Here is a 24216-nt window from a genome sequence, read left to right as displayed (position 1 = left end):
GAGAATAATGGATTATTTGAATGATTTAGAATCTGTTTGGGGAATGGATGATACGCCTGAAAAAATAAAAGTATTAGAACGAATTATTGCTGGTGCAGATTTATATAACAATATAGATGATGGCATTGAAGCACGTGAAATGTTGATTGACACATGTTTAACAGCTGGCTTTCCGAAAAAGCAATTACAGGCTTTTAGCTGGTTAATCAAGAAATGGGAAGATAAAGATAGTGATGCTTACATTGACACGGAAGATCTTTTTTGGAAATATAAATGGATTAGCGAACATGTTCCGACTTTCGATGAAGTATCTAAAGCGCAAATTGATGGCCTTTTGAATGATATGAAGGTGAAATTCGAACAAGAAAATTATTCCTTACGACCTTACTATAAAGTCTGCACGCTTGCAGCCATACGTATGGGCGATGTTGAAAAAGCCAAAGAACTATTTAAAAAATGGAGTAATACAAAAGCAGACTTTTTAAATGATTGTCCAGCTTGCGAAAAAAACGATCAAGTCTTTTATTATTGCTTCATTAAAGACTATGAAACAGCCAAGAAAACGGCAAAACCGATTTTTGGAGGAAAACAACGCTGTACGGAAGTCCCTCATTTAACGTATGGAAATATGGCGCTTGCTTATTTAGCACTAGGTGATGAAAAAATGGCGCAAGAATGCTTTGATAAAGGTTACCCACTTGTGAAAAAACAAATCTCCTTACTACCACCGCTTGGGCAATTACTTAAATATTTAGTTCTTACCAAGCAAACGAAAAAAGCGCGGGAAGTGATTGATACCAACCTAGAAACCGTTCTTAAAGCTGAGGGTGGTTTAGACCGACTTATTTTCTTACAAGCAGCCTACCCCCTTTTTGACCGGGAAAAAGAAGCTGATTTGGTAGAAATGACAGAAGCTTTAACGGCGAAGTTTGATGCGCGGAATGGAAATAGTTATTATCAGGACCTTTTGAAGTAATATGTTGGAACATAGTTAGGAATTATTTCTAGCTATGTTCTTTTGTTTGCGCTATTTTACTTTTTTTAGGATAATACAGGGAGGAGTTGAAGAGGATGACGATTTGGGTGAAAAACGAAAAGAGTGGCGCAACTGAACAAGCAATTCGTGAAAAAGAAATAGCGTTAGGTGTCACTTTACCATTTGAATCCAAACAGCTTTTATCAGACCAAAATGGTGGATTGATTCGCAAAAATCATTTTAAGACGACGGAACCGACTTCTTATGGGCTGGATTTTGGTGAAATCTATTATCTGGCGAGTTTGGATGAATTATTAATGGATATTCCGGAACAAAAGGATGTTGATCTCGCAGGGAAGCAAGTTTATTTCCACCGTGATGAATCGCGTTATCTTGGTTTTTCCTATATAGATAATACGTCCGAACCCAGTATTATTTATGTTGATTTTGAAACGTTACAAACACTTATTGTTGCTGAAACGTTTGCTACATTTATAGAGGAATTGTACTTTAGTCCCTTTTCTACCGATTTCGCGGAACAATTTCCGATAAAAAAATTAAATCAAATTCTCGCTTCCAGCAATGTGCAAAAAACAAAACAATTACTGGAACTATTAGAAGATTATCCAGATAAAAAGTGGTATTTAGAGACGCTTTTAGGATTACTCGAAAAACGAGAAATCCCGTATACTTTAGTTGTCTATAGTTTGTTTGAGAATCAATTGCTTTATTTCCGGAGAAAACTCGCGCCTGAGCTTGTGGAGCAAATTTTCGTCCGACTTGAAGCATGTGATGGGGTAAATAAAGCGGCTCTAGCTGATTTATATAAAGAATGGAAGTAAGGAGGAGTTCAATTGGTAAAAGTAGTTTTTGTCTGTTTAGGGAATATTTGTCGTTCCCCAATGGCTGAGGGGTTATTTCGGAAAGAAGTTGCAGAAGCTGGGTTAACGAATGAAATAAAAATTGATTCTGCTGCAACTGGTACTTGGAATTTAGGGAAACCGCCACACCGCGGGACGCAAGCAGTGTTGAAAAAGCATGGTGTTGATTACCAATCAATGCGAGCTCGAAAAATTTCTGATGTTGATTTTAACGAAGCTGATTTTATTATTGGTATGGATCAGCAAAATTTAGCAGATTTAAATGCACTTAATAATAATCCAGATGTCATCGTTCGCTCCCTTATGTCGTTTGTACCCGGTCAAGAGGATAAAGATATTCCAGATCCCTATTATACTGGAGATTTTGATGAAACTGAACGCATGGTAACTGAGGGAGTGAAGGCTCTTTTAGCTTATATCACAAAAAAATAGTCTATTTTTAGCCCTAATATGTTTAAAGACTGCTCTCACGGGAATATATAAGAGTACAATCAAAAGTGCAGAAAGAGGTTTTTATATATGTTAGGAATTATTTGGGGAATAATCGTTGTTTTATTAGCAGTGTGGTTACTTGGAATTATTTTCCATATTGCGGGTGGATTAATTAATATCTTGCTAGTAATCGTTTTAATACTCGTTATTTGGAACTTAATTCAAATGGCTAGAAATAAACGGAAATAACGTAAAAAGAACAGTACGGCGCATTACAATAATGCGCTGTACTGTTCTTTTATTTTTGATTTAAGTGTTGTTTTTCTAAAAATGCTTTTAAATCTAGCCGGCTTGTTCTTCCAAGTCCGCGAGCAATTTGTTCGGACCAGCCTTCTACTCGTTTTCCTGCTGTTCTTTCGTCGTAATAATTTTTTATTTGTTCATCATATTCAGCTAAAATAGTTGGGTTCATTTTTTGGTAACTGTTTTCGTGGTATACCAAATCTTGAGGCAATCTCGGTTTCGCTTTTTCTTTGTTAGCAACCGGATACCCAATTGTTAAGCCGAATAATGGCATCGTATATGGTGGTAAATCAAGTATTTCGGCGATTTGTTCAACATCGTTCCGAATACCGCCAATAAAGCAAATACCAAGTCCTAATGATTCTGCGGCAACGGCCATATTTTGTGCAGCTAGTGCGGCATCTATCACAGAAACAAGCCATTTTTCTGACGTTTCCAGTGCAGTTGTGTCTACTTGATGTTCTTCTAAGATGGTGTGATGACGAGCTAAATCAGCAACGAAAATAAATAGTTGTCCGGTTTGTACAGTATATGGTTGATTTCCCGCAATGGCTGAGATTTGTTCCCGAATGTCTTTATCTGTTATTCCGATGATGGAGTATGCTTGAACAAAACTGGATGTAGATGCGGCTTGCGCACTCTTGATAAGTAAGGTCAACGCTTCTTCCGTTAAGTCCTTGTCTTCAAATTTCCGCACTGAGTAATGTCCAAGAATGGCATCTATCGCCTGATTCATCCTAACCCCCCCCTTAGTCTTGAAAAATTTTCCGATCGTAATTCGGTTCTTGTAAAAGTGCGCCAAAATTCTGCTGACGTAATGCTTCATAAGCTAAAATTGCCGCTGTGTTCGATAAATTCAACGAGCGAATATGATCTGTCATCGGTATACGCAAACAATTTTCTTCATTCTCTTGTAAAAGCGCATCTGGCAATCCGGTCGTTTCTTTTCCAAAAACGAAGAAATAATCTTTGTTGGAATCGCTATAATCGATATCACTATAAACATGACGACCAAATTTGGTAATGTAGTAAAATTCTCCGCCTTCATTTTTCTCGAAGAATTCATCTAAAGAATCGTAATAAGAAAGTTTCACGTTATCCCAGTAATCAAGTCCAGCGCGTTTTAACATTTTATCATCTGTTGAAAAACCAAGTGGACGGATTAAATGTAAGTAAGTATCTGTTCCGGCACATGTTCTGGAGATATTTCCGGTATTTGCTGGGATTTCTGGTTGGTATAGTACGATATGGTTTGGCATTTCTTTTCACCTGGTTTCTATTAATTTGGTATAGCTGTTAACTCTTGTAATACTTGTTCATCTTGTTCGGTTTGAAGTGCTTGCTCGATGGCTTTTTCGGCATCGCTTCCACCGATTTTTCTTAGCGCCCAGCCAGCCGTTCCTCGAATGACTGGTCTTGGATCATTTTGTAAGCAGTCAATTAAGTCTGGTACAGCTGTTTTATCTTTATAACGCGCTAATATAATGATGGCATTTCGCTGAATAGGCTTCTTCCCACGCCACGAACCTGCCATATCGCCAAATTGTTCTTTAAATGCGCGATTGGAAATGTGTAGTAGTGGTTTTAATTCTGGTCGAACAAGCTCTGGATCCGGCTCCATCTCATCATGAAAGTGGAAATCATGCCCACGATTATATGGACAAACTACCTGACAAGTATCACAACCATACAAACGATTATGCAATACTTCGCGATATTTTTCATCTAGAAAGTCTTTTGTTTGCGTCAAATAACTTAAACATATTTTCGGATTCATTTTCCCTTCACCTAGCAAGGAGCCTGTCGGGCAAGCTTTCACGCATTGATTGCAACTGCCACACAAATCGCTAGAGGGCGTATCTGGTTCAAATGGTATATTGGTTATCATTTCGCCTAAATAGACCCACGAGCCGTATTCTGGCGTTATGAGTAACGTATTTTTCCCGCGCCAGCCAATACCTGCTCGTTCTGCTACAGCTACATCTGATAATTCCCCAGTATCCACCATCGATTTCATTCGTACATCCGGCAAACGCTCACTTAAAAAAGTTTCAAGAAGTGCTAATTTTTCTCGTAAAACGGTATGGTAATCAATTCCCCAAGAAGCTCTGGCAAATACACCTCGTCTAGCTCCTTTTTTACTTACAGGTGCTTCTTTCAATTTAGACGGATAAGCAAGTGCAATGGCGATAATCGACTGCGGTTCCTTGAAAATAAGCTCTGGATAAACCCGTTCATCAATTACCGGATGCTCAAATCCCGTAAAAAGATCCAGCGCTTCCGCTTCTAGTAAGCGTTCTTTTAAAAATAAAAAAGGGTCTGCTGTTGTGAAACCTATTTTTTGAATACCTATTTCATGCGCATAAGCAATGAGCGCTTCTTTCAATGCGGCATAATCTGATGTCGACTTCACTATCATCATCCCCTCTCTCCTTATTTTCAGGCAATAAAATAAACGCAATGCTTCGCTTAAAAAGGTCGAAACACTGCGTTGATAACAGGATTTATAAAAAATATAAAGCGGGTGATGGGAATCGAACCCACGACAACAGCTTGGAAGGCTGTAGTTTTACCACTAAACTACACCCGCATAGTAAGTAGTTCTTAGTGTTTTAACAACTTTTATATAATACCATTCTATGTATGTTTTGACAAGGCTTTTTCTGGAATTTTTTTATAAAAAATAAATATCTCGTTTATTTCTAAGTTTATTCACGTTTTTTTCATATTTTGACTCTAAAATGAAAGATATTATCTTACGGAAAGAAGTGAAAAATATGAAGAAACGGATACAACATTTAGATTTTTATTTTGTTGGAATTATGGTTATTGCTATCTTTTTTAATTTTTATGGTATTTGGAAGGATGATACAGTAAATCCTTATTATACAGCTGCTGTGACAAGCATGGTACAAAATTTTCATAATTTTTTCTACGGAGCTTTTGATCCTGCTGGTTTTATTACAGTAGATAAGCCACCTGTTGCGCTTTGGTTGCAAGCGATTAGCGCCCTTATTTTCGGCGTGCATGGTTGGAGTGTTATTCTGCCACAAGCGTTGGCTGGTGTTGGTTCGGTGATTTTGCTTTATGTTCTCGTCAAACCTAGATTCGGCGCATGGGCTGCAAGAATTACCGCTTTGATTATGGCACTGACTCCTATTGCGGTAGCCGTGACGCGTACTAATAATATGGATGCCATCCTTGTTTTCGTGTTATTACTGGCAACTTTTTTTCTTTTTAAAGCTGTTCATCGTGCAAAAATCGGCTGGCTTCTACTTTCTTTCGCATTAATTGGTGTCGGTTTTAATGTAAAAATGCTCCAAGCTTTCATGGTCGTGCCCGCATTTTTGCTCTTCTATTTTATTGCTACAAAATTAAGTTGGAGAAAAAAGTTAGTTCAATTAGTAATCGCACTCGTTTTAATGCTAGCTGTCTCTGTTTCTTGGGCAGTCATAGTAGATCAAACAGCTGCTTCTGAGCGACCTTATATTGGTAGTAGTCAAACAAATTCGGTGCTTGAATTAGCTTTTGGTTATAACGGTATGGAACGACTTCTCGGTCAAGAAACTGGAACTGGTAGTAGCGGTAATATGGAAATGGGGACTCCTCCTAGCACTAACTCATCAGATTCAAATAGCACAACGCCACCGAGTCCTCCAAGTGGAAGTGTGCAAGATGGCGCTAACGGCGGAACGCCTCCTCAAGGTAATAACGGTACTCCCCCGACTGGTGGCCCCGGGAATGCGGCAAAGGGTGGCGGAAATGGATCAAAAATGACTGGTAGTACAGGTATGTTTGGAACGGGGAATGCTGGACCGCTTCGTCTATTCCAAACCGCACTTGGTGATCAAATTAGTTGGTTCTTACCACTCGCTATTATCGGTATGCTAGCCATTTTTCTGGCGTATCGAAATGAAAATAAACGCATTTATCAATTGACCTCCAAACAAAAGGAAATGGTTTTCTGGGCAGCTTGGCTTATCCCTGTCGCCGGATTCTTTAGTATAGCTGGCTTTTTCCATCATTATTATTTGATTATGTTAGCTCCGCCAATTGCTGTACTTAGTGGCGTAGGTATAGTGGCGCTCTTTCGCTTATACCAAGACAAAGAGAATTGGCAAAGATTCCTATTACCTGTTGCAGTTGCACTAACTGGCAGTCTTCAAGCATTCTTTGTCGCTACTTACTTGCCTATTTTGGCGGTAATTATTGGTATTGCTGCATTGCTGATGTCTATTAGCTTACTTGTGCTGAGACAGCAACCTTCTAAATTCACTGCGAAAATGACAGGATTAGCCTTGGCAATTTTGCTCATTGCACCAACGTATTGGTCTTTAACACCTATTTTATATGGCGGAAATAGTTCTCTGCCTGAAGCTGGACCACAATTAAAACAATCCAGTGGTGGTGGATTCGCCGATGCGTCTGTTGATAGTGATTTAATTAGCTATTTACAGAAAAACAATACCGGAGAAACCTACTTATTTGGGACAACAGACGCAACGACAGCGGGGCCTTATATTATTAAAACGAAAGAAGCTGTTATGGCACTTGGTGGTTTCAATGGAACAGACCCAACCCTAACTGTAAAACAATTAAAACAAATGATTCAAGCCGGTGAAATAAAATATTTTTATCTCCCATCAAATAGTAAAGCTTCTGATTCAGATGTGGTAAAATGGATTCAAGAAAACGGTACAGAAATTGATAGTTCGAAGTGGAGTAGCTCCGTTTCTACGGATGATGACACTACTTCTAGTGCTTCTTTTAATATGCAAGGTGGCGCTCAAGGAATGAATGGCACTGGTACAGGAACACTATATCAATTAAAATAAAGAAGAAATGTTAAAATCCTGGCTGAAATACTAGGATTTTAACTATATTCAAGCTATTTTATTAGCGCTTTATCATTTTGATATGAGAAAATAAGTATGTTGTTAAAGACTACTGGAGGCTTGCTTATGACATTTTGGCAGGATATGATGAATTTCTTTTCTTATGATAATTTAATGTACTGGCTAAGTGAGTATCGGAATTTAGGTCCACTTTTAGCTTTTCTCTTACCTTTTATTGAAGCGTTTTTACCATTTTTACCATTTATTGTATTCGTTGTAGTGAACGTAAATGCATACGGACTACTTGGTGGTTTTTTAATTTCGGTGACAGCAGCAATTGCGGGTAGTTTATGCGTATTCTTGTTAGCACGGAAATTTGGTCAAACTCGTTTTTTACGTTTTATTTCGGGTCACAAACAAATTAAACGAGTAATGGAATGGATTGATAGACATGGTTTTAGCCCGATTTTCATTTTACTTGTAATGCCATTTACCCCATCTTCGGCGGTAAATATTGTTGCAGGTCTCTCTAAAATAAAAGTATATCAATTTATATTAGCGCTTGTAGGTGGGAAATTAATCAAAGTGTTTGCTATTAGCTATATTGGCTATGATTTCGTTGACTTAATTCACCAACCGCTCAAACTGGCTATATTAGCTGTTTCTGTTGTTATTCTATGGTTTGTTGGAAAACGGCTGGAACGTTGGATGTCAGGAAAGAATCTCAAATAAAAAAAGAAAGCACGCGAAATGCGTGCTTTCTTTTTTTAATAAAGTAAATCTAAAAATTCATCTTTCGTAATGTTACCAAAGTATTCTTTTACGTCTATATCTTCTAACGCCTCAGCCAAAGCTTCACGTTTATAAGTAGCATTAACTAATTTATCCTCGATGTCAGCCACATTTTTCACGCCAAAGAAGTCTCCAAAAATCTTGATATCTGTAATAATCCCTTTTTGTACATTTAAGCGAACATCGACGGCTCCTACTGGGAAACGTTTTGTACGTGTTAAGTCGAATTTTGGTGATTTTCCGTAATTCCAATCCCAATTACCATAACGTTTAGCAGATATTTCGTGGATTTTTTCCCAATCTGCAGCAGTTAATTTATATTCTTTTACGTCTTCTACTTTTTCGACATTAAAAATATAAAGTAAGAGCAAATCGCGGAACTCTTCGGTGGTCATTTCTTGATCCATGAAATCAGAAATATTTGCTACACGACTACGAACAGATTTTATACCTTTTGATTCGATTTTATCTTTACGTGGTTTTAGCGATGCCGCAACGTTATCTAAGTTCAAATCAAACATTAATGTGCCGTGCGAGAACATTTTTCCTTTGGTTGCAAATTGCGCATTACCGGAAACTTTGAAACCATCAATCAATAAATCATTGCGCCCTTTTAGTTCCGCATTGACACCTAAACGTTTCAGCGCTTCCACAATCGGTTGTGTAAATTTCGCAAAATTATGGAAAGACTCGCCGTCATCTTCCGTGATAAAACTGAAATTCAAGTTTCCTTCATCGTGATAAACAGCTCCACCACCAGAAAGTCTGCGCACAACAATAACATCATTTTTCTCCACATACTCTGTATCAATTTCTTCTACTGTATTTTGGTTGCGTCCAATGATAATCGATGGCTTATTAATATAAAATAACAGTACGGGCTCATCTAGATTTAATTCTGTTAAAATAAATTCCTCCACCGCTAAATTAATACGCGGATCTTTCTCATTATTATTATCGATAAAATACATACTCCTACCCCTTTTCTTCTATATTAAAATGTTTTCGTGAATCCTTTGGAAGCGAGCGCAATTTCTCCTTTGTAAATAGCTGCTGCTTCTTGTTTTAGGACTTCTAAATCGCCAACTTCGGGTAAATGACTAAGGAGTAATGATTTCACATTGGCTTCTTTGGCAATTTTTGCAACTTCTGTACTTGCCATATGCACTTTTGTTTTTCCAGCTAGGTCATGGAAAAAATTGGTGTCTGTTACTAATAAATCGGCACTCTCTGCAAAAGGAATAAAGCTATCTTGATAAGCGCTATCTGCGGTGTATACGAAAACTTTGCCACCTGCTTCTATTCTCATTGCATAGCACGGTACCGGATGAATCGTTTTTAAGAAAGTTACTTTAAACGGTCCTATTTCCAGTGTATCGTCTGCTTTATATTCGATTGCCTTTGTTACATTGGCCATTTCTAAATAAGAATAGCCCCGTTCATCTTCTTTATGTCCATAAATCGGTAAGACGGGCGGTTTTTCCTTTTTTTGGGATAATAGGCGAATGTGCTGCAAAATTCCTACGTCTGCTACATGATCTGGATGGTAATGAGAAATTATTGCCGCATCAATGTCATCAGAATCAATATAGTTTTGCATAATAGAAACAGCACTTGCTCCAACATCAATTAAAAGCTTAAACCCAGCTTCTTCCAGCAAATAACTAGATGTTCCTTCATTCGCTACCGGATAGCCACCCCAATGTCCAAAAACGGTTAGTTTCATCACTGCACTTCCTTTCTCAAAGTAAACCTCCTTTATATGATACAACATTTACAATAAAAGGAGAAATCATCCAGAAAAAATGCTACACTTATTATAGAACCTTTTTAAATTTACAGATGAGGATGATCAACGATTGAATTATTTTAAAAAGTCCTGCCTATCTTTACTTATTATCGCGCTTTCTATTAGTTTGTTAGCTGGCTGCGATAAAGAGAAAAAGGCAGATACTGCAACCGAAGACAGTCTATATTCGAAGGAAACTTTAGTAAAGTACAACGATTACGTGAATTTAAGTAATGCTATTAATGACGATTTTTTAAATACGCGAGCTAATTATTTCAAATGTTACTCTGACGAAAACGGTCATTTTAAACAACTGAGTAGCACTGATATTTTGGTTCCTATAAGAATCCCGACCGAAACAGCCAACGCTATTACTACTATGAAAGATTCTATTAGCGAAACGCCTTCTTTTCCGATGGATAAAGATATTCAGGAACTTTCCACAGATTTAGCAAATGAAATACGCATACTAAATGATTTACAAACATATTTCGCCGCTAAAAGTTATCTGGATGATGATTTTGTAGAAGCGCGTAGCTTGCATAAAGAGTTAGTAAGTTCCGTAAAAAAATCGAATCAAGAAATACAAACATTTAATGAAGCTATGCAAAAAATTAACACTGAACAGCAAAAGTTTGCAGCTGAAAAAATGAAGAAATCTGGTAATCTTACGCCTCTCGCGCTAAATGCTTTCATTTCTGATAGTGAAAAAGTGATTGCCGAACTCCGAAAACAAGAAATAACTGCTACTAATTTAGTAGATCTCGATATTCCCTCTTATGAGAAATACTATAACAATTTAACCAAGTCTTATGACGAGTTCATCAAGGCGAGTACAGATGGAACACAACTACAAAAAGAAAAATTGACTAGTAATGATCTTGTTTTTTTAGTAAAAAAAGCAACGATTATTAAAGCAGAAGCAACTTCACTGCTTAACCGCGTCAAAACAAAACAAGCTATACCTGAAAACGACCTAAAGAACCCTATTTTTATTGAAACTACGGAAGGTACACCTGAAAAATTAATAAAAGAATATAATAATCTAATTACGGATTATAACAGTTCTCTTTCTTTCCATAAAAAATATCCCCGCAGAATAAAATCTGTGGGGATATTTTTTATTTACTAGGGAAATACTTATTCTCTAGTTCTTTTGTTAGTTTTTCGGTTTTTTCTAGCTCACCAACAGCAACAAAGCGTTTCGTTGTTTCCGTTGGTTTGTCACATGTAATCAGTGTGACTCTAGCGTCCTTCGTATCATCAATCACACTTACTTCAGTTTCATCAATCGTTTTCGTTTCTGTAACAGTGTATTCGTATAAATTTTCCAAATCGGTTAGATAAATCTTATCACCTTTTTTGACTTTCATTATAGGACCAAACAACATAGATTCATCACGCATATGGTGCCCTGCAAGCGGATAGTTCCCTTTACCCATGACTTGATCAGAACGCATGGTTGTTGCACCAGCCAGTAAATTAGCCGTATTGGTTCCTTTAAAAACTAATAGGCTCACGTCTACGGATGGAACTGCAATAGAACCAACAACTGCATCTTTGTCATAATTAGCTGCTCCTTTAATCACAGATGTCATAGACGGAAGCTGCACACTTTCAAAATCAAATGTAGCGTCTTTTTCATTATTTTTCTTTATATCTGATGCGTTATATTGCTCAATTGTTTCATGACCGCTCATGTATTTCACGATGCCGTTTTTGATAAATGGGGAAAAAATTAATAGTAGCCCGATGATTAAAATTATTATTGCAATTGTTTTCTTTAACATATAATTCCTCCTTGTAACTATTTCATTATATAGTAGCTCTGCTTATGAAGCAAAGAAAATCAGCAACTTAGTAGAACTATTTTCCCTACCTGTGACAGAATTGTAAAGTTACTCCCAAATGTTGGTCAGAATCCGACTTTTTCGTTGAGCAGAAATATAGGGGCTTCCTTTAACGGTAAATCTAAGTGGAAAATGGGTTGCCATTCCTTTGTTTGGCACCCCTATTCGATTAGTTGCTTCTATTAAATGCGGTGTTTTTGCCTTTTCTAACCAAATATTACTATCAAAAAGAGTTTTCCCGTAATCTTCTATACTTAATCCTAAAGCTTGTGTTAATTTTCCGGGGCCATTAGTAAGTTCGTAACCCGTTTTCCCATGACGATTCTGTTCCATCAGATGTTTCGCTTCTTCGTCAGGTTCGATGGCTCGGATTAGAATGGCTTCTGGAATTCCTTCTGGCATGGTTATGAAATTAAGCAACACTTGGCGGTGCATTTGGTACATATAGATTGTTCCTGGGGATGAAAACATGACTTCTGTTCGTTTCGTTCGGAGATTTTGAAAACTATGCGCCGCCTTATCAGTTGCCCCAAGGTAAGCTTCTGTTTCCACTATTAGTCCGGAAAGCTTCCCATTATTTGTTTGATGTACTAGGCGCATACCAAGAATATCTCTCGCTAATTCGATGGTCGGCTTGTTTTCAAAAAATGCGTTTGTAATAATCGTATCCATTTCGTACCTCAATGTTTTCTTTTTATTCTAGCAGAATTCCTTTCCAAATGGTTCTTTTTTGACTAGTTATATAAGACTATTTCTTCATAAATCCTACTTCAGACGTATACGTTATAACTTGCCTTTTATTAATCTTGTGTTAGAATTATGTTAAAGTGGGTGCTGTATGAAGATGTTTTTTTGTTACATAATACAGCTTCTTTTTTTCATTTCAAAATAACAAATAAAACGAGTAAATAGTGTGTAGGAGAGGTGTTTCATGAAGGATTGGAAAATAAAAATCCAAACGTTTTTAAGCAAGAATTATGGATTTTTTGTTCTAGCCGTCATTCTTTATTGGCTAAAAACGTATATTGCATATCAACTTGAATTCAAACTTGGCATAGAAAATCTGATGCAGCAAATTCTGCTGTTCATTAATCCATTAAGCGGAGCCATTTTCTTTATGGGTCTTGCGCTCTTTGCTAAGGGACGTCGTTCATTCATTTGGATTATCGTCATTGACTTTTTAATGAGTTTTATTCTTTACGCAAATATTGTATATTATAGATTCTTTAGTGATTTCATTACGCTTCCGAATCTTAACGCAAAACAAATGCAAAACATGGGCGACATGGGAGGTACTATCACAGCGTTACTCAGCTGGCACGATATTATTTACTTCGTGGATATTATCATTTTAATTGCACTGCTTGCTTTCCGTTTTGTAAAACCAAACAAAACAGCCCGTATTCGTGCAAGAAAAGTAGTTGGGGTGCTGACGCTTGGTATTGCAATGTTCTTTGGTAACTTGGGACTTGCAGAAATTGATCGTCCACAACTTTTAACAAGAACATTTGATAGAAATTACATCGTTAAATATCTTGGTATGACTAACTACCAAATCTATGACGCCGTGAAAAGTACTGAATCATCTACACAGCGTGCACTTGCTGATAGTAGTGATGTTACAGAAGTGTTAAACTATACTAAATCCAAATATGCCGCGCCAAATCCGGAATATTTCGGTAAAGCAAAAGGCAAAAACGTGATTTATATTCACTTAGAGAGTTTCCAACAATTCCTAGTGAATTATAAATTAAATGGAGAAGAAGTAACGCCGTTTATTAACTCTTTCTTTAAAGATCAAAATACACTAAGCTTTACAAACTTCTTCCACCAAACAGGTCAAGGTAAAACAGCTGACTCCGAAATGTTACTTGAGAACTCACTTTACGGCTTGCCTCAAGGTTCTGCCTTTACAACTAAAGGTAAAAACACCTACGAATCAGCATCTGCTATTTTAGGACAACAAGGCTACACAAGCGCTGTATTCCATGGTAACTATAAGAGCTTCTGGAATCGTGATGAAATTTATAAACAATTTGGTTACGATCATTTCTTTGATGCTAGTTACTACGATATGAACGAAGCAGATGTTTCTAACTATGGACTTAAAGATAAACCATTCTTTAAAGAATCGGAAGAATATCTATCATCCTTACAACAACCGTTCTACACGAAATTTATTACGCTTACGAACCACTTCCCTTATCCAATTGATGAGAAAGATGCTTCGATTGCTCCAGCAACAACAGGCGATTCATCTGTAGATACGTATTTCCAAACAGCTCGTTATTTAGACGAATCTGTGAAAAGCTTTGTTGATTACTTGAAGAAAACTGGTCTTTACGATAACTCTGTCATTATCATGTACGGCGACCATTATGGTATTTCCGACAATCATGAACAAGCAATGACCAAAATTCTTGGTAAAGATTACAACACTTTTGAAAATGCCCAAGCGCAGCGTGTTCCTTTAATGATTCACGTTCCTGGTGTTCAAGGTGGCGTTCAAGAACAATACGGTGGTCAAGTTGACTTACTTCCGACATTACTTCACTTACTTGGCGTTGATAATAAAGAGTACTTGCAATTTGGTACAGATTTACTTTCTAAAGATCATAAACAACTTGTTCCATTCCGAAATGGTGATTATATAACTCCTACCTATTCCATGATTGGTGGCAACATGTATAATCAACAAACTGGAGAACCAATTGCTACGGAAACAAAAGAAATGAAAGAAACAAAAGAAAAAGTAGCAAAAGAATTAGAGCTTTCAGATTCTGTACTACAAGGTGACTTGTTGCGTTTCTATGCTCCTGATGGTTTCAAAAAAGTGGATCCAAGTAAATACAATTATAATAAGAAAAAATCAACTGATTCATCCAGTAATTAAATATAAAAAAGAGTCCAGAATATCTGGACTCTTTTTTATTTGCCTAAACCTCGCATAATGTAAGCTACCGTATCATCAATTTCTTTTGCGTCATCCCACTCCACGTCAGGCATAACGACAAACCTCGTTAGCATAAAGCCGACAATATTTGTAATAAGGGCACGCATAATTGTACTGTTCGGCATATCAACAATTTCTCCGCGCTCTTTATAGTAATCAATCATTTGATCAAATTGTCCTTTTACATGCGTCATAAAAATTTCTGAAAACTGTTCTCTTAGCTCATCGTGGTAAAATAGTTCCATGAAGTAAATCTTGATGACCTTCCCATTTTCTTTAGCAAAGTCAAAGCGATTAACAATAATCTCCCGAATAAATGACTGAAAATCTGGATATTCACTTTCAAACACTTCTTTGACAAAACTTTGTGCTAAAAATGGTATCACACCACCGATGAGTGTTGGCATTGTAATCGCCATTAGTAAATCTTTTTTCGTTTTGTAATGTCTAAAAATGGTGCCTTCTGCAACCCCTGCTTTTTTAGCAATTTCATTCGTTGAAGTTCCAGCATACCCTTTTTCAGCAAATAGTTCGATGGAAGCAGCGACAATTCGGCGCTGTTTTTCACTCATTTTTGTTTCTTTTTCCGTTAAATCAAGCATTTGACGGATAATGTCCCCTTCTGCATCCACGCCTTATATCCTCCTTTCCACTTAAACTTTACGATATTTTTTCAAAGCAAAAATATTTAATATAACAAATACGAGCACAAATCCTAGTAAAATATAGAAATCAGTTGCAAACGAAGCGAATCCTTCTCCTTTTACCATGATGGATGTTAGTGCATTTGCGCCGTAGTATAGCGGCATAATGTGGGCAATCCACACAAGCCAATCAGCCATTCCATCGAGCGGGAAAATCCCACAAAATAAGACTTGTGGCACGATAACGATTGGAATAAATTGTACGATTTGAAATTCATTATTTGCAAACGTAGAAAGTAAAATTCCTAGCGCTAAAGAAACCATGCCGAGTGTTAACGTAATTAGTAACACATAGAATAAGGAGCCGTTTTGCATCATGCCTAGTACTTGGATGGAGAAAACTGCGACTAAGATAGACTGTAGTAACGCAAAAATACCAAAGCCTATCAAATAGCCTAGTTCTAATTCGATACGTTTAATTGGGGTTGCCATAAGTCGTTCAAGCGTACCTGTTGTTCGTTCTCTCAAGAAAGAAATACCGGCAATCAAAAATACGAAGAAGAAAACGAAAAAGCCAATGAAAATCGGGCTAATTGTGTCGAAAAAGCTAGTATCTTTATCGCCGTATACGTAATCTGTTGAGAGTGTTAGTTTCTCTGGACTTTTGGTAAGTGACGGAATACTGTTTGGATCAATTCCAGCTTTAGCAAGAGCTTCTCCGGTTGCCTTTGCTTGGTTTTTCGCTTGCGTTTGTTGTTCCGTCATCAATGTTTTTTGTAGTTTTAATCCGATTTCCTTACTCAAGCTTGGTTCACTATTTTCATAGGTGACTTCGAGTTTTTCACCGTTTTGTTTGAAAAAAGCGTCGAGGTTGGCATCTTTAATTTTAGCAGTCACGTCGGTATTTTCTGAGTATGTTTTGATCGTTAAGTCGTTTGCTTTCAGTTCTTTTACCATGGAGTCAGAAAGTCCACTTACACCAACAACTGGCTGCACTGTGTCACCTTCGAATAAGTAAGTGAGAAGCGTAATAAGTAAAAGTGGCGCAAGAAACATTAGGGCAAGCGTCCGTTTATCCCGGCGAAATTGGTTAATGATGCGTTTGACGATTGCAAGTATTCGCATTAGTCCTTCCCTCCAAACTCTAAAAAGGCATCTTCTAACTTACCAGATGACGTTTTGCTTGAGAGCTCTTGTGGTGTCCCTAGAGCGATTATTTTTCCATTTCTTATCATGGCAAGTCTATCGCATTTTTCAGCTTCATCCATCACGTGTGTCGTCACAAGGATGCATTTACCATTCGCTTTTAGGTCACCTAATTCTTCCCAAATCGTTTTTCTAAGTTCTGGATCAATTCCGACTGTCGGCTCATCTAGAATTAGGACATCTGGGTCAGCAAGGACAGAAATTGCGAGAGACAGCCTACGTTTCATCCCTCCCGAATAATTGTTCACCTTTTTAGTTAAATCTTGTTGTAAATTAACTAAAGTGGCTGCATACTTCATTCGGTCTTTTTTGGCTGCACCTTTGATAGAATATAGTGAAGCAAAAAAATCTAAGTTTTCTTTAGCTGTTAAATCGGTATAAAGTGCGTCTGATTGGGCCATGTAACCAATTTTGCTAATGACGGGTAAATTAGGCATTACTTTTCCTAACACTTCGGTTGTACCATTCGTTGCCTTTTCCATCCCAATAATAGTCTTAACGAGCGTGGTTTTCCCCGCACCGGATGGTCCTATCAAGCCAAATATCTCGCCTTTTGCTATTTCAAGAGACATATCCGACAAAATTTGCTTTTTGCCAATTTTCACATCTAAATTGGTTACATTAATTGCGATTTCTGACATTGCTTTCCCTCCCTTTCTAAAAATGAGTGATTACTCACTTATGATTATACTCGGATTTTATCCAATGTAAAGAAAAAACCGAATGCATCAAGAAGTTTCCTTCTATTAGCATTCGGTTATTTACGTAAATAAATGTCTGATATAAGATGATCAGTGCCTTTATGCAGCACTAAGTCGGCTCGATATTTTGTTTTCTCAATGTTTTCTTTTAAGTTGACACCGTTGATTGTATCCCAAACCCCAAGTGCAAATGTTTCTGCTTCTTGCTCGCTAATTTTAGTATACGGGTGGAAATAAGAGCTTTCGTCTTGGAAAGCTGTTTCACGAAGCATGAAGAAGCGCTCTAAATACCATTTTTTGATATCAGACTCATTAGCATCCATATAAACCGAGAAATCAAAGAAGTCACTTGGAAACAGGCTCTCATGTTGATCCGCTTGAAGAACATTGATGCCTTCAATAATGACGATATCTGGATTATGAATCACGCGCGTTTCGTCTAAAACATCATAGGTAAAATGCGAATAAAGTGGTATTTCGACATCTTCTTTATTTGCTTTTAAGTCAGTTAAAAACTTAGCAAAGCGATCTCGGTCGTAGCTTTCCGGGAAGCCTTTTTTGTCCATGATACCGCGTTCTTCTAAAACTTTGTTAGGATAAAGAAAGCCGTCTGTCGTCACAAGCTCTACTTGTCTGGTTTTGGAGAACCAGCGATCAAGCATTAATTTGAAAACGCGTGCAGTCGTACTTTTTCCAACAGCCACACTTCCAGCTAATGCAATAATAAATGGTGCACGCGATTCTTTTTTCTTTAAGTATTCCATTTTTTCGCCATGAATAAAAATTGCTTCATGGTATTGAATCGCAATTAGTTTTATTAGTGGTAAATAGATTTCAGAGATGTCTTGTAAAGAAATTCGGTCATTTAAACCACGTATTTCTTCCAATTCCTCTGCAGTTAAAATTTGGTCCTTACTCACTTCCAGCTTGCGCCATTCTTCTCGTGGGAAATGAAAGTAGTGGTTGTAATCATTCATTCAATGTTCCATCCTTTAATTCATTCGTGAAAACGTAAACAGCTTTATTTAAGGATAACGCAAGCTGCATAAATCCGCAAGTAGCGATTTAATATTTACGATAGACATAAACTGATTTTGGTTTTGCTACTTCTTTATAACTTTCTACTTGTACAGATGGGATGTTCATTTTGAACGGGGAATAATATTCTTGGGTGATGGTTCCTTTTACTGTAAGCCAAGTATCGTTTTTCAAATCGGTTTTTTCGGGCATTTGGACGAGCATTCCAAACACACCAGAATCAGCCACACAGTGAATAATTCCAAAACGAAACAAGAACAAGTTATTATCTTGGGTGACTTCATCATTATAAACAAAACCGGTAAATTCGATTTGTTTGCCAGTAAACTCCCCTGGATAATTATAAAGAATTTCCATCGTCATTAAGTAATTACTATCATTGACTTTAATTGGGTTTTGATCAATGATTTCTGCTTTTTCTTTCGCCATCATTTTTTCATAATCTGTTTCCCCAAAGTAGCCACTTGTATCTGGTCTTAAAAATTGATTTTGAGCGTATGGATCGTCTCCAGCTGCATTGTTTTTCGGAAAGTGAAAACCTTTTGCTGAAACAATAGTCGAATCAAGCGTTGCGACAGGGAAAAGAAAACCTGCAATCAAGGCATAAGAAAGCAAACCATAGACCATAATTTTTTTCAAAATAGTATTTTCGCCATCATGGGTGTGCCCCATATGTTCTGTTTTTGCTCCAATATCTTCATCGCGAAACACCATAATAAGTTGAATAATCGCAAGTAAGAATGCGGCAATCATCGCAGAAAAAGATAAATAAGCGTACTTCATATTAATATATTTACTGATGTCACCAGAAATATGAAGCTGCATCAAATAAAAACCAAATCCAAATAAAATAAAAACGCGAAACATCTGCTCACCTACTTTCGGTTAAATAACTAAGGCGTATAAAAAGACAACAATCGTTACACTAGTAACAATTAATAAGACAAATTTTGCTTTAAATGCGCCTAACATCATCATTAGATTTTTAATATCAAGCATTGGGCCGAACACTAAAAAGGCAACGATGGATTGTGTGGAGAAAACACTACGGAAAGAAGCGCCAATAAAGGCATCTGCTTCAGAGCAAAGGGACAATACAAAAGCAAGGACCATCATAAGTAAAATCGATAAAATCGGACCGTGGCCTATCGAAACGAGCGTCGATGTTTTAATATATGTTTGCATCGCTGCGGCAATCAATGAACCAAATACAAGGTATTTACCTACAGAGAAAAATTCATCGACGGCGTGCTGCACAGTATGCCATATTTTTTGACTCAGTGTCATTTTTGTATGTGTGTGCTCCTCACCGTGATGATGGTGCGCATGTCCTTTATGAGCGTCTTCTGTATGTGCTACGTCGCTTGCTAGCGCTTGGAAATTAGTTGTCGTACTTTCAGAAGGACCACCAGCAAGCGCTAGATTTGTTGCTGGAACAGCCACTTTTTCACTAGCTGCTTCATATTTTAAAAAGCGCTCTTTGAGTCCAGTTCCTTTATAAAAATAAGCGATAATATTTCCGACAACGAGAGCTACTACAAGACTTCCCGCAACACGTAGCAATGGAACTTCCCACGTACTACCAAATGCAACATAGGTCGAAAATAATACTACTGGGTTGATAATAGGAGCGGTAAGCATGAAGGCAATACCAGCATGAAGCGGTACCCCTTTTGCCAGTAAATTACGAACGATAGGAACAATTCCACATTCACAGGAAGGGAAAAATACACCGATAAGCGAGCCAACAATGACTGCTAGAAATTTATTTTTGGGGATAACACGGGCAATAAATTGTTCTGATATAAACATTTGAATAAAGCCAGCAATAAATACTCCAATTAATACAAACGGCAGTGCCTCAATCAAAATAGAAATAAAAATGGTATTCATTTGGAGGAATGAATCCGGAAGATGACTAAACATGGGATTCCTTCTTTCTTTACTCTTTTTAATAACTATTTGATTCTAAGCCTATCTTTTGCAGAAATCAAGTAAAAGATAAATGACTATATCATTTATTGGGCTCGAATAAAAAGACAACAATTCAACTAAATTGTTGTCTTTTTGTGATAATATCTTGATAATCTTGTTCGAGTATGGCTTTTTCTGTGGGCTTTAAATTGGGTTGCATAAGTTTTGCCGCAATTTCTGACATACGCATTTCTAAAATCAACTTATCTTCTTCTGTAATGCGAGTTGGTCCTTTACTTTCTTCATATTCCGCGAAAGTCATTCGGTGGAAAGTCATTTCATTATTTTCGATGACGAGTAATTGTTCCGCCACATGATTAACAAAAGTTCTATCATGAGAAACGAAAAGTACTGTCCCTGCAAATTGTTTGATTAACGCCTCTAGTGCTTCCATTGCGTAGATATCCAAATAGTTCGTTGGTTCATCAAGAATTAAGAAATTGGCGTCACTAACAAGGAGCATACTGAGCAGCAATTTCACTCGTTCTCCGCCAGAGAGCATGTGCACTTCCTTATGCAAATCGCTTTCTTTAAAATGCATACTACCTAGTACTTCTCTGATTACTTGCTTCGTTTGAACGCTGATTTCCGTGATGTTTTCTAAAAGGGATTTTGTTTGGTTTAATCCATTTAATTCTTGGTCAAAATAAGCAATTTTCGCTTGGGGATTACATAGGAGATTAGGATTTTCTTGGATGATTTCTTTTAAAAAAGTAGTTTTCCCACTCGCATTTTCACCGATGAGTGCCACTTTATCTCCTGCTTTGATAGAAAAAGTATTTGTTTCAAATAGTTTTCGACCAGCAATTTCATAGGTTGTTTCTTTGGCACTTAGTATCGTATTGCCTTTTTTTATAACGCGATTATCTGGTGTAATCATTTTGATTGGTTTAGTTGTACGTGGTTTTTCGACATTGCCGAGCCGTTCCACTCGCTTTTCTAAAGCTTTGATGGTACTGTGTTGTTTCTTTTGTTGTGTGCCTTTTCCGGCTTTAAATGCGCTGGCTTCTTTGTTGTTTAGCCGTTTCCCTGGTTTAACGATGCGACCGGCTTCGATTTCATGATACGTTTGGGACGCTTGTAACTGTTTCTTTTTATTTTTAAATTCTTTATATGCAAGTTCTGCTTGGTTTTCTTGTTGTTGTTTTTGTTCTAAATACGCATGGTAGTTCCCTTTGTATACATGAATTTTTTGATTTTTGATTTCCCATATTTCTGTACAGAGTGCATCTAAAAAAGCGCGGTCATGTGAGATAATTATGAGTGCACCGTGGAAATCACTCCACTGACGTTCTAAATGTTGGACGCTTTCGACATCGAGATTGCTTGTTGGTTCGTCTGCTAGGAGAACACTTGGATTTTGACGCATTGCATATTGGATGGCTTTTCTTGTTTTTTCGCCGCCGCTTTTCGTACTTGTATCCGTGGAAAGTTGTTTAATGTAAGCAAGTTTTCCTTGTGTAGTCACCGTGCCAGATGTCGCTTCTTTAGCTCCAGCAATTACTTCCATTAGTGTTGTTTTCCCGAGACCATTTTGACCGATAATGCCGATTCTTGCTTTTTTACTAACTAGCAGATGAGGAATTTCTACTAAAACTCTGTCTGCTACTTCTATTTTTAATTGATTTATTTCGATTGTAGACATAAAAAATAACCTCCTGAATATTTTCAGAGAGGAATCCGCGAGGCTACGCCAAAAAGGCCTATAGCTAGAGTTATCATGCGAAATGAACATACGAATCCCGTCCGAAAAAAAGTTTCTATCCGATAATTGGATAGCTTTCTTCATTTTTTCATATAATACAGGATTAGAATTTCATTGGCTTAAGATAACACTCCTTTACGTTTGATGAATATATTATAGCGCAATTTGATTGTTACTTCAACCTTTATAAGCCGTGTCATTTGAAATCCACGGCTTAGTCTGTTGTCATTTACTCATTTTCTTCCATCATCATTTTTAATTTCTGAATGAACGCCTCGAAACTTTCAGCCATTGATAAACGTTTCGTGTTGATTGGTTCGGAGACGATTTCTACAAATTTTTCAAAAAAATCATTGAACTCTGTCGCATCTTTTTTACTGATGGCGACGAGGGCAATTATTTTTATTTTGACGTCATTCCAATAAATCGGTTCTTGCAGCGTCATTATGGATACACCGCTTTGAAGGGCATCATTCTTGATAGAATGTGGTATAGCAATGCCGGATGGAAAGCTTGTTGGCGCCATTTGTTCCCTTTTTTCGACTTTTTCTTTAAACTCCGGCGTGACGAAGGTCTGTTTTTCCATTTTAGAAATCATTTGCTCTCTGATTTTTGCGGGTGTCAGTTCTGAGGGGTCAATTTGGTTGGCATAGAGGGAACGAACGATATAGCGATCAATTTGTTGACCTCGCAAGTGATTTTCTAAGATTTTTTTCTTTGTTTGGATTCGATTGCTGATTTTCTTGATATCCTTCATCGTTAGTAATGGATGAATAAAAATGGAACCCGCTTTTTCAAGAGCAATATCACGGTTTGTTGTTAAGATAATATCAAAATTATCTTCATAATCCTCGTTTTCTATCAGTTTGATGGTAGCTTCATTTTCAAATCGTGCGCGCAGTTTTTTCAGCATATTTGTTCTTAAATCGTGATAATCCTCAATAAGTAGGCCTATTTCTAAGCGAATATAATCACGGTTTTCACTTTCTAGAAAAGAGCCGATATGCAGCGCGATAAAGGAAATTTCGTCTTCGTTAAAGTCAATTGTTAGTTTTTCTTGTAGCAAAGAAGAAATGTAAACAGCAATGTCAAAAGTGACAGGGTAGGACGTTTTGATATCAAGTAAGCTTAAATTTCTGGTGTACGCTTTGTAACGCGAGCGATAGTATAGGCTTTGGACGTGAATCGCTAGCTTGATAAAAAGTTGCTCATTTTGGAGATCAATGAGATAGGTTTCTTCCACATTGGCAAGCACGCTTTTAAGTGCTTCGATGATTTTTTTATCGACAAATTGGTCCAGTTCGCCATGATTGGCATTAGCAGATTGTTCATTTTGCAAGCCAACATATAAAAGTCCGAGTTGTTTTGTCTCTGCCTCTGAAAAATGGATTTGATATTCTTCCGAGAGAATTTCAGCAATTTTTTTCGATATTTCGTATTCTTTGGAGTGTTTTTGAATGAGTGTTTTTTGCGTTTCGATGAGCGTATTTCCTTGTTGAATTCGGACGATGCTAATGGCGTAATGTAAGACAATGTTCATCATCGAATATTGATTGGTTGTAATGGATTCTTCCGCTAAAACTTCTTTTACGATGTTTTGCAGTTTGTCGATAGAAACAAATTCAATCATTTCTTGAATGCGACTTTTGATACTTTCACGGTATCCACCTTCTTCGTATAGCAAGGAAATCATATATTTTCGTTTGGCACGTTCTTTTCCGATTAATTTGATTCGGTCTTTACTGGTGACGATTTGGACATCGGCTTCTTTTAGCTCGTTTTTTAATTGTTGGATGTCTTTTTTTAAGGTTACTTCTGAAATATACAAAATATCCGCAAGTTCAAACAAGTCAACGCCTTTAGTAGAGTTTTTAATTAATTCGAGTAAGAGTTTTGACTTTCTTTCTGTTACATCACTTTCTGTCTGAAGTTCAAATGGAATACGTTGATTGATTTGATAACCTTGTTTTGCAGAACGAATTAAATTTGGTGTCACTTCATTTATCTTAGAAATGTTGTTACGAATGGTTCGTGTTGTACACTCGCAAAAAGCTGCTAACTCATTTGAGGTAACCCACTTATTTTCCTGTTTATGCAAATAAGCTAGTATTTCTTTTTGAGTATCCATTTTTTGTTA

General features: G+C 37.1%; 23 protein-coding genes and 1 tRNA gene. 8 read left to right on the top strand and 16 right to left on the bottom strand.

The window, feature by feature from the left end; translation table 11 throughout:
* Nucleotides 1-7: 7 nt before the first annotated feature.
* From HRK21_RS10505 to HRK21_RS10490, 4 genes are all read left to right on the top strand, one after another.
* Complete coding sequence (locus HRK21_RS10505) at nucleotides 8-976, top strand: hypothetical protein (RefSeq protein ID WP_069888517.1); 969 nt, start codon at nucleotides 8-10, stop codon at nucleotides 974-976.
* A gap of 95 nt (nucleotides 977-1071) precedes the next feature.
* Nucleotides 1072-1818: an SMI1/KNR4 family protein gene (locus HRK21_RS10500; RefSeq protein WP_070006813.1), complete on the top strand. Its 747-nt coding sequence runs from the start codon at nucleotides 1072-1074 to the stop codon at nucleotides 1816-1818.
* A gap of 12 nt (nucleotides 1819-1830) precedes the next feature.
* Entirely contained in the window at nucleotides 1831-2289 is a 459-nt protein-coding gene (locus tag HRK21_RS10495; protein WP_070006812.1) for a low molecular weight protein-tyrosine-phosphatase, read from the top strand.
* Nucleotides 2290-2376: 87 nt separating this feature from the next.
* Nucleotides 2377-2538 carry a lmo0937 family membrane protein gene (locus HRK21_RS10490; RefSeq protein WP_003722759.1) on the top strand — a complete coding sequence of 54 codons (162 nt, stop codon included), beginning with the start codon at nucleotides 2377-2379 and terminating at the stop codon, nucleotides 2536-2538.
* Between the two features lie 49 nt (nucleotides 2539-2587).
* On the opposite strand, the gene nfsA is transcribed toward HRK21_RS10490, so the two are convergent.
* The 4 genes from nfsA to HRK21_RS10470 all read right to left on the bottom strand — a co-directional run bounded on the left by nfsA (nucleotide 2588) and on the right by HRK21_RS10470 (nucleotide 5182).
* Nucleotides 2588-3328, bottom strand: a complete 741-nt coding sequence (gene nfsA, locus HRK21_RS10485; RefSeq protein WP_070006811.1) for an oxygen-insensitive NADPH nitroreductase — start codon at nucleotides 3326-3328, stop codon at nucleotides 2588-2590.
* A 13-nt stretch (nucleotides 3329-3341) separates the two neighbouring features.
* Nucleotides 3342-3851: a tRNA (uridine(34)/cytosine(34)/5-carboxymethylaminomethyluridine(34)-2'-O)-methyltransferase TrmL gene (trmL, locus tag HRK21_RS10480; protein ID WP_069888513.1), complete on the bottom strand. Its 510-nt coding sequence runs from the start codon at nucleotides 3849-3851 to the stop codon at nucleotides 3342-3344.
* A gap of 20 nt (nucleotides 3852-3871) precedes the next feature.
* Nucleotides 3872-5011 carry a tRNA epoxyqueuosine(34) reductase QueG gene (queG, locus tag HRK21_RS10475; protein WP_069888512.1) on the bottom strand — a complete coding sequence of 380 codons (1140 nt, stop codon included), beginning with the start codon at nucleotides 5009-5011 and terminating at the stop codon, nucleotides 3872-3874.
* Between the two features lie 100 nt (nucleotides 5012-5111).
* Nucleotides 5112-5182, bottom strand: a tRNA-Gly gene (locus HRK21_RS10470).
* Between the two features lie 187 nt (nucleotides 5183-5369).
* Between HRK21_RS10470 and HRK21_RS10465 the strand changes: the two genes are divergently transcribed.
* The gene (locus HRK21_RS10465) at nucleotides 5370-7427 is read left to right on the top strand and encodes an ArnT family glycosyltransferase (RefSeq protein WP_070006810.1); all 2058 of its coding nucleotides are present in this window, start codon (nucleotides 5370-5372) and stop codon (nucleotides 7425-7427) included.
* 126 nt (nucleotides 7428-7553) lie between these two features.
* Nucleotides 7554-8159: a TVP38/TMEM64 family protein gene (locus tag HRK21_RS10460; protein ID WP_003729878.1), complete on the top strand. Its 606-nt coding sequence runs from the start codon at nucleotides 7554-7556 to the stop codon at nucleotides 8157-8159.
* A gap of 35 nt (nucleotides 8160-8194) precedes the next feature.
* Here HRK21_RS10460 and lplA1 read toward each other — a convergent pair whose 3' ends face one another.
* The gene (gene lplA1, locus HRK21_RS10455) at nucleotides 8195-9190 is read right to left on the bottom strand and encodes a lipoate protein ligase LplA1 (RefSeq protein ID WP_070006809.1); all 996 of its coding nucleotides are present in this window, start codon (nucleotides 9188-9190) and stop codon (nucleotides 8195-8197) included.
* A gap of 23 nt (nucleotides 9191-9213) precedes the next feature.
* A complete protein-coding gene (locus HRK21_RS10450) occupies nucleotides 9214-9945 on the bottom strand; it encodes an MBL fold metallo-hydrolase (protein ID WP_070006808.1) in 732 nt (243 codons plus the stop codon).
* Between the two features lie 133 nt (nucleotides 9946-10078).
* On the opposite strand from HRK21_RS10450, the gene HRK21_RS10445 reads away from it, so the two are divergent.
* Nucleotides 10079-11140, top strand: coding sequence for a DUF3829 domain-containing protein (locus HRK21_RS10445; protein ID WP_077952769.1), 1062 nt, complete (start codon nucleotides 10079-10081; stop codon nucleotides 11138-11140).
* On the opposite strand, the gene HRK21_RS10440 is transcribed toward HRK21_RS10445, so the two are convergent.
* Nucleotides 11130-11798 carry a class A sortase gene (locus HRK21_RS10440; RefSeq protein ID WP_069888508.1) on the bottom strand — a complete coding sequence of 223 codons (669 nt, stop codon included), beginning with the start codon at nucleotides 11796-11798 and terminating at the stop codon, nucleotides 11130-11132. The two genes, HRK21_RS10445 and HRK21_RS10440, sit on opposite strands and share 11 nt — an antisense overlap.
* Nucleotides 11799-11906: 108 nt before the next feature.
* Nucleotides 11907-12530 carry a DNA-3-methyladenine glycosylase gene (locus tag HRK21_RS10435; protein ID WP_069888507.1) on the bottom strand — a complete coding sequence of 208 codons (624 nt, stop codon included), beginning with the start codon at nucleotides 12528-12530 and terminating at the stop codon, nucleotides 11907-11909.
* Nucleotides 12531-12789: 259 nt separating this feature from the next.
* Between HRK21_RS10435 and ltaS the strand changes: the two genes are divergently transcribed.
* Nucleotides 12790-14751, top strand: a complete 1962-nt coding sequence (gene ltaS, locus HRK21_RS10430; protein ID WP_003738536.1) for a lipoteichoic acid synthase LtaS — start codon at nucleotides 12790-12792, stop codon at nucleotides 14749-14751.
* Between the two features lie 35 nt (nucleotides 14752-14786).
* Here the strand turns inward: ltaS and HRK21_RS10425 are convergent, their stop codons facing one another.
* The 8 genes from HRK21_RS10425 to HRK21_RS10390 all read right to left on the bottom strand — a co-directional run bounded on the left by HRK21_RS10425 (nucleotide 14787) and on the right by HRK21_RS10390 (nucleotide 24207).
* Complete coding sequence (locus HRK21_RS10425) at nucleotides 14787-15443, bottom strand: TetR/AcrR family transcriptional regulator (protein WP_077952302.1); 657 nt, start codon at nucleotides 15441-15443, stop codon at nucleotides 14787-14789.
* A 21-nt stretch (nucleotides 15444-15464) separates the two neighbouring features.
* Nucleotides 15465-16580: an ABC transporter permease gene (locus HRK21_RS10420; protein ID WP_003738534.1), complete on the bottom strand. Its 1116-nt coding sequence runs from the start codon at nucleotides 16578-16580 to the stop codon at nucleotides 15465-15467.
* Nucleotides 16580-17302 (bottom strand): ABC transporter ATP-binding protein, encoded by a 723-nt coding sequence (locus HRK21_RS10415; RefSeq protein ID WP_003738533.1) that lies wholly within the window; start codon nucleotides 17300-17302, stop codon nucleotides 16580-16582. Before HRK21_RS10415 ends, HRK21_RS10420 begins: the two co-directional genes overlap by 1 nt.
* Nucleotides 17303-17418: 116 nt before the next feature.
* A complete protein-coding gene (gene coaA / locus HRK21_RS10410; protein ID WP_003738532.1) occupies nucleotides 17419-18339 on the bottom strand; it encodes a type I pantothenate kinase in 921 nt (306 codons plus the stop codon).
* An 88-nt stretch (nucleotides 18340-18427) separates the two neighbouring features.
* Entirely contained in the window at nucleotides 18428-19267 is an 840-nt protein-coding gene (locus tag HRK21_RS10405) for a TIGR03943 family putative permease subunit (RefSeq protein WP_003724847.1), read from the bottom strand.
* Nucleotides 19268-19285: 18 nt separating this feature from the next.
* A complete protein-coding gene (locus HRK21_RS10400) occupies nucleotides 19286-20326 on the bottom strand; it encodes a permease (RefSeq protein ID WP_070006807.1) in 1041 nt (346 codons plus the stop codon).
* A 121-nt stretch (nucleotides 20327-20447) separates the two neighbouring features.
* Complete coding sequence (gene vga(G), locus HRK21_RS10395) at nucleotides 20448-22019, bottom strand: Vga family ABC-F type ribosomal protection protein (protein WP_070006806.1); 1572 nt, start codon at nucleotides 22017-22019, stop codon at nucleotides 20448-20450.
* 289 nt (nucleotides 22020-22308) lie between these two features.
* Nucleotides 22309-24207, bottom strand: a complete 1899-nt coding sequence (locus tag HRK21_RS10390; protein WP_070006805.1) for a BglG family transcription antiterminator — start codon at nucleotides 24205-24207, stop codon at nucleotides 22309-22311.
* Nucleotides 24208-24216: the final 9 nt, after the last annotated feature.

The sequence above is a fragment of the Listeria monocytogenes genome, assembly GCF_013282665.1.
GTDB classification, from domain to species: Bacteria; Bacillota; Bacilli; order Lactobacillales; family Listeriaceae; genus Listeria; species Listeria monocytogenes_C.
The sequence above is the reverse complement of the archived record's forward strand: the minus strand, read 5'-3'. Positions and strand labels throughout refer to the sequence as shown.

What these genes read in the sequence shown, in the direction of transcription:
- HRK21_RS10505 (WP_069888517.1), top strand. Translation starts at nt 8, where the DNA reads ATGGATTATTTGAATGATTTAGAATCTGTTTGGGGAATGGATGATACG.
- HRK21_RS10500 (WP_070006813.1), top strand. Translation starts at nt 1,072, where the DNA reads ATGACGATTTGGGTGAAAAACGAAAAGAGTGGCGCAACTGAACAAGCA.
- HRK21_RS10490 (WP_003722759.1), top strand. Translation starts at nt 2,377, where the DNA reads ATGTTAGGAATTATTTGGGGAATAATCGTTGTTTTATTAGCAGTGTGG.
- nfsA (WP_070006811.1), bottom strand. Translation starts at nt 3,328, where the DNA reads ATGAATCAGGCGATAGATGCCATTCTTGGACATTACTCAGTGCGGAAA.
- trmL (WP_069888513.1), bottom strand. Translation starts at nt 3,851, where the DNA reads ATGCCAAACCATATCGTACTATACCAACCAGAAATCCCAGCAAATACC.
- queG (WP_069888512.1), bottom strand. Translation starts at nt 5,011, where the DNA reads ATGATAGTGAAGTCGACATCAGATTATGCCGCATTGAAAGAAGCGCTC.
- HRK21_RS10465 (WP_070006810.1), top strand. Translation starts at nt 5,370, where the DNA reads ATGAAGAAACGGATACAACATTTAGATTTTTATTTTGTTGGAATTATG.
- HRK21_RS10460 (WP_003729878.1), top strand. Translation starts at nt 7,554, where the DNA reads ATGACATTTTGGCAGGATATGATGAATTTCTTTTCTTATGATAATTTA.
- lplA1 (WP_070006809.1), bottom strand. Translation starts at nt 9,190, where the DNA reads ATGTATTTTATCGATAATAATAATGAGAAAGATCCGCGTATTAATTTA.
- HRK21_RS10450 (WP_070006808.1), bottom strand. Translation starts at nt 9,945, where the DNA reads ATGAAACTAACCGTTTTTGGACATTGGGGTGGCTATCCGGTAGCGAAT.
- HRK21_RS10440 (WP_069888508.1), bottom strand. Translation starts at nt 11,798, where the DNA reads ATGTTAAAGAAAACAATTGCAATAATAATTTTAATCATCGGGCTACTA.
- HRK21_RS10435 (WP_069888507.1), bottom strand. Translation starts at nt 12,530, where the DNA reads ATGGATACGATTATTACAAACGCATTTTTTGAAAACAAGCCGACCATC.
- ltaS (WP_003738536.1), top strand. Translation starts at nt 12,790, where the DNA reads ATGAAGGATTGGAAAATAAAAATCCAAACGTTTTTAAGCAAGAATTAT.
- HRK21_RS10420 (WP_003738534.1), bottom strand. Translation starts at nt 16,580, where the DNA reads ATGCGAATACTTGCAATCGTCAAACGCATCATTAACCAATTTCGCCGG.
- HRK21_RS10415 (WP_003738533.1), bottom strand. Translation starts at nt 17,302, where the DNA reads ATGTCAGAAATCGCAATTAATGTAACCAATTTAGATGTGAAAATTGGC.
- coaA (WP_003738532.1), bottom strand. Translation starts at nt 18,339, where the DNA reads ATGAATGATTACAACCACTACTTTCATTTCCCACGAGAAGAATGGCGC.
- HRK21_RS10405 (WP_003724847.1), bottom strand. Translation starts at nt 19,267, where the DNA reads ATGTTTCGCGTTTTTATTTTATTTGGATTTGGTTTTTATTTGATGCAG.
- HRK21_RS10400 (WP_070006807.1), bottom strand. Translation starts at nt 20,326, where the DNA reads ATGTTTAGTCATCTTCCGGATTCATTCCTCCAAATGAATACCATTTTT.
- HRK21_RS10390 (WP_070006805.1), bottom strand. Translation starts at nt 24,207, where the DNA reads ATGGATACTCAAAAAGAAATACTAGCTTATTTGCATAAACAGGAAAAT.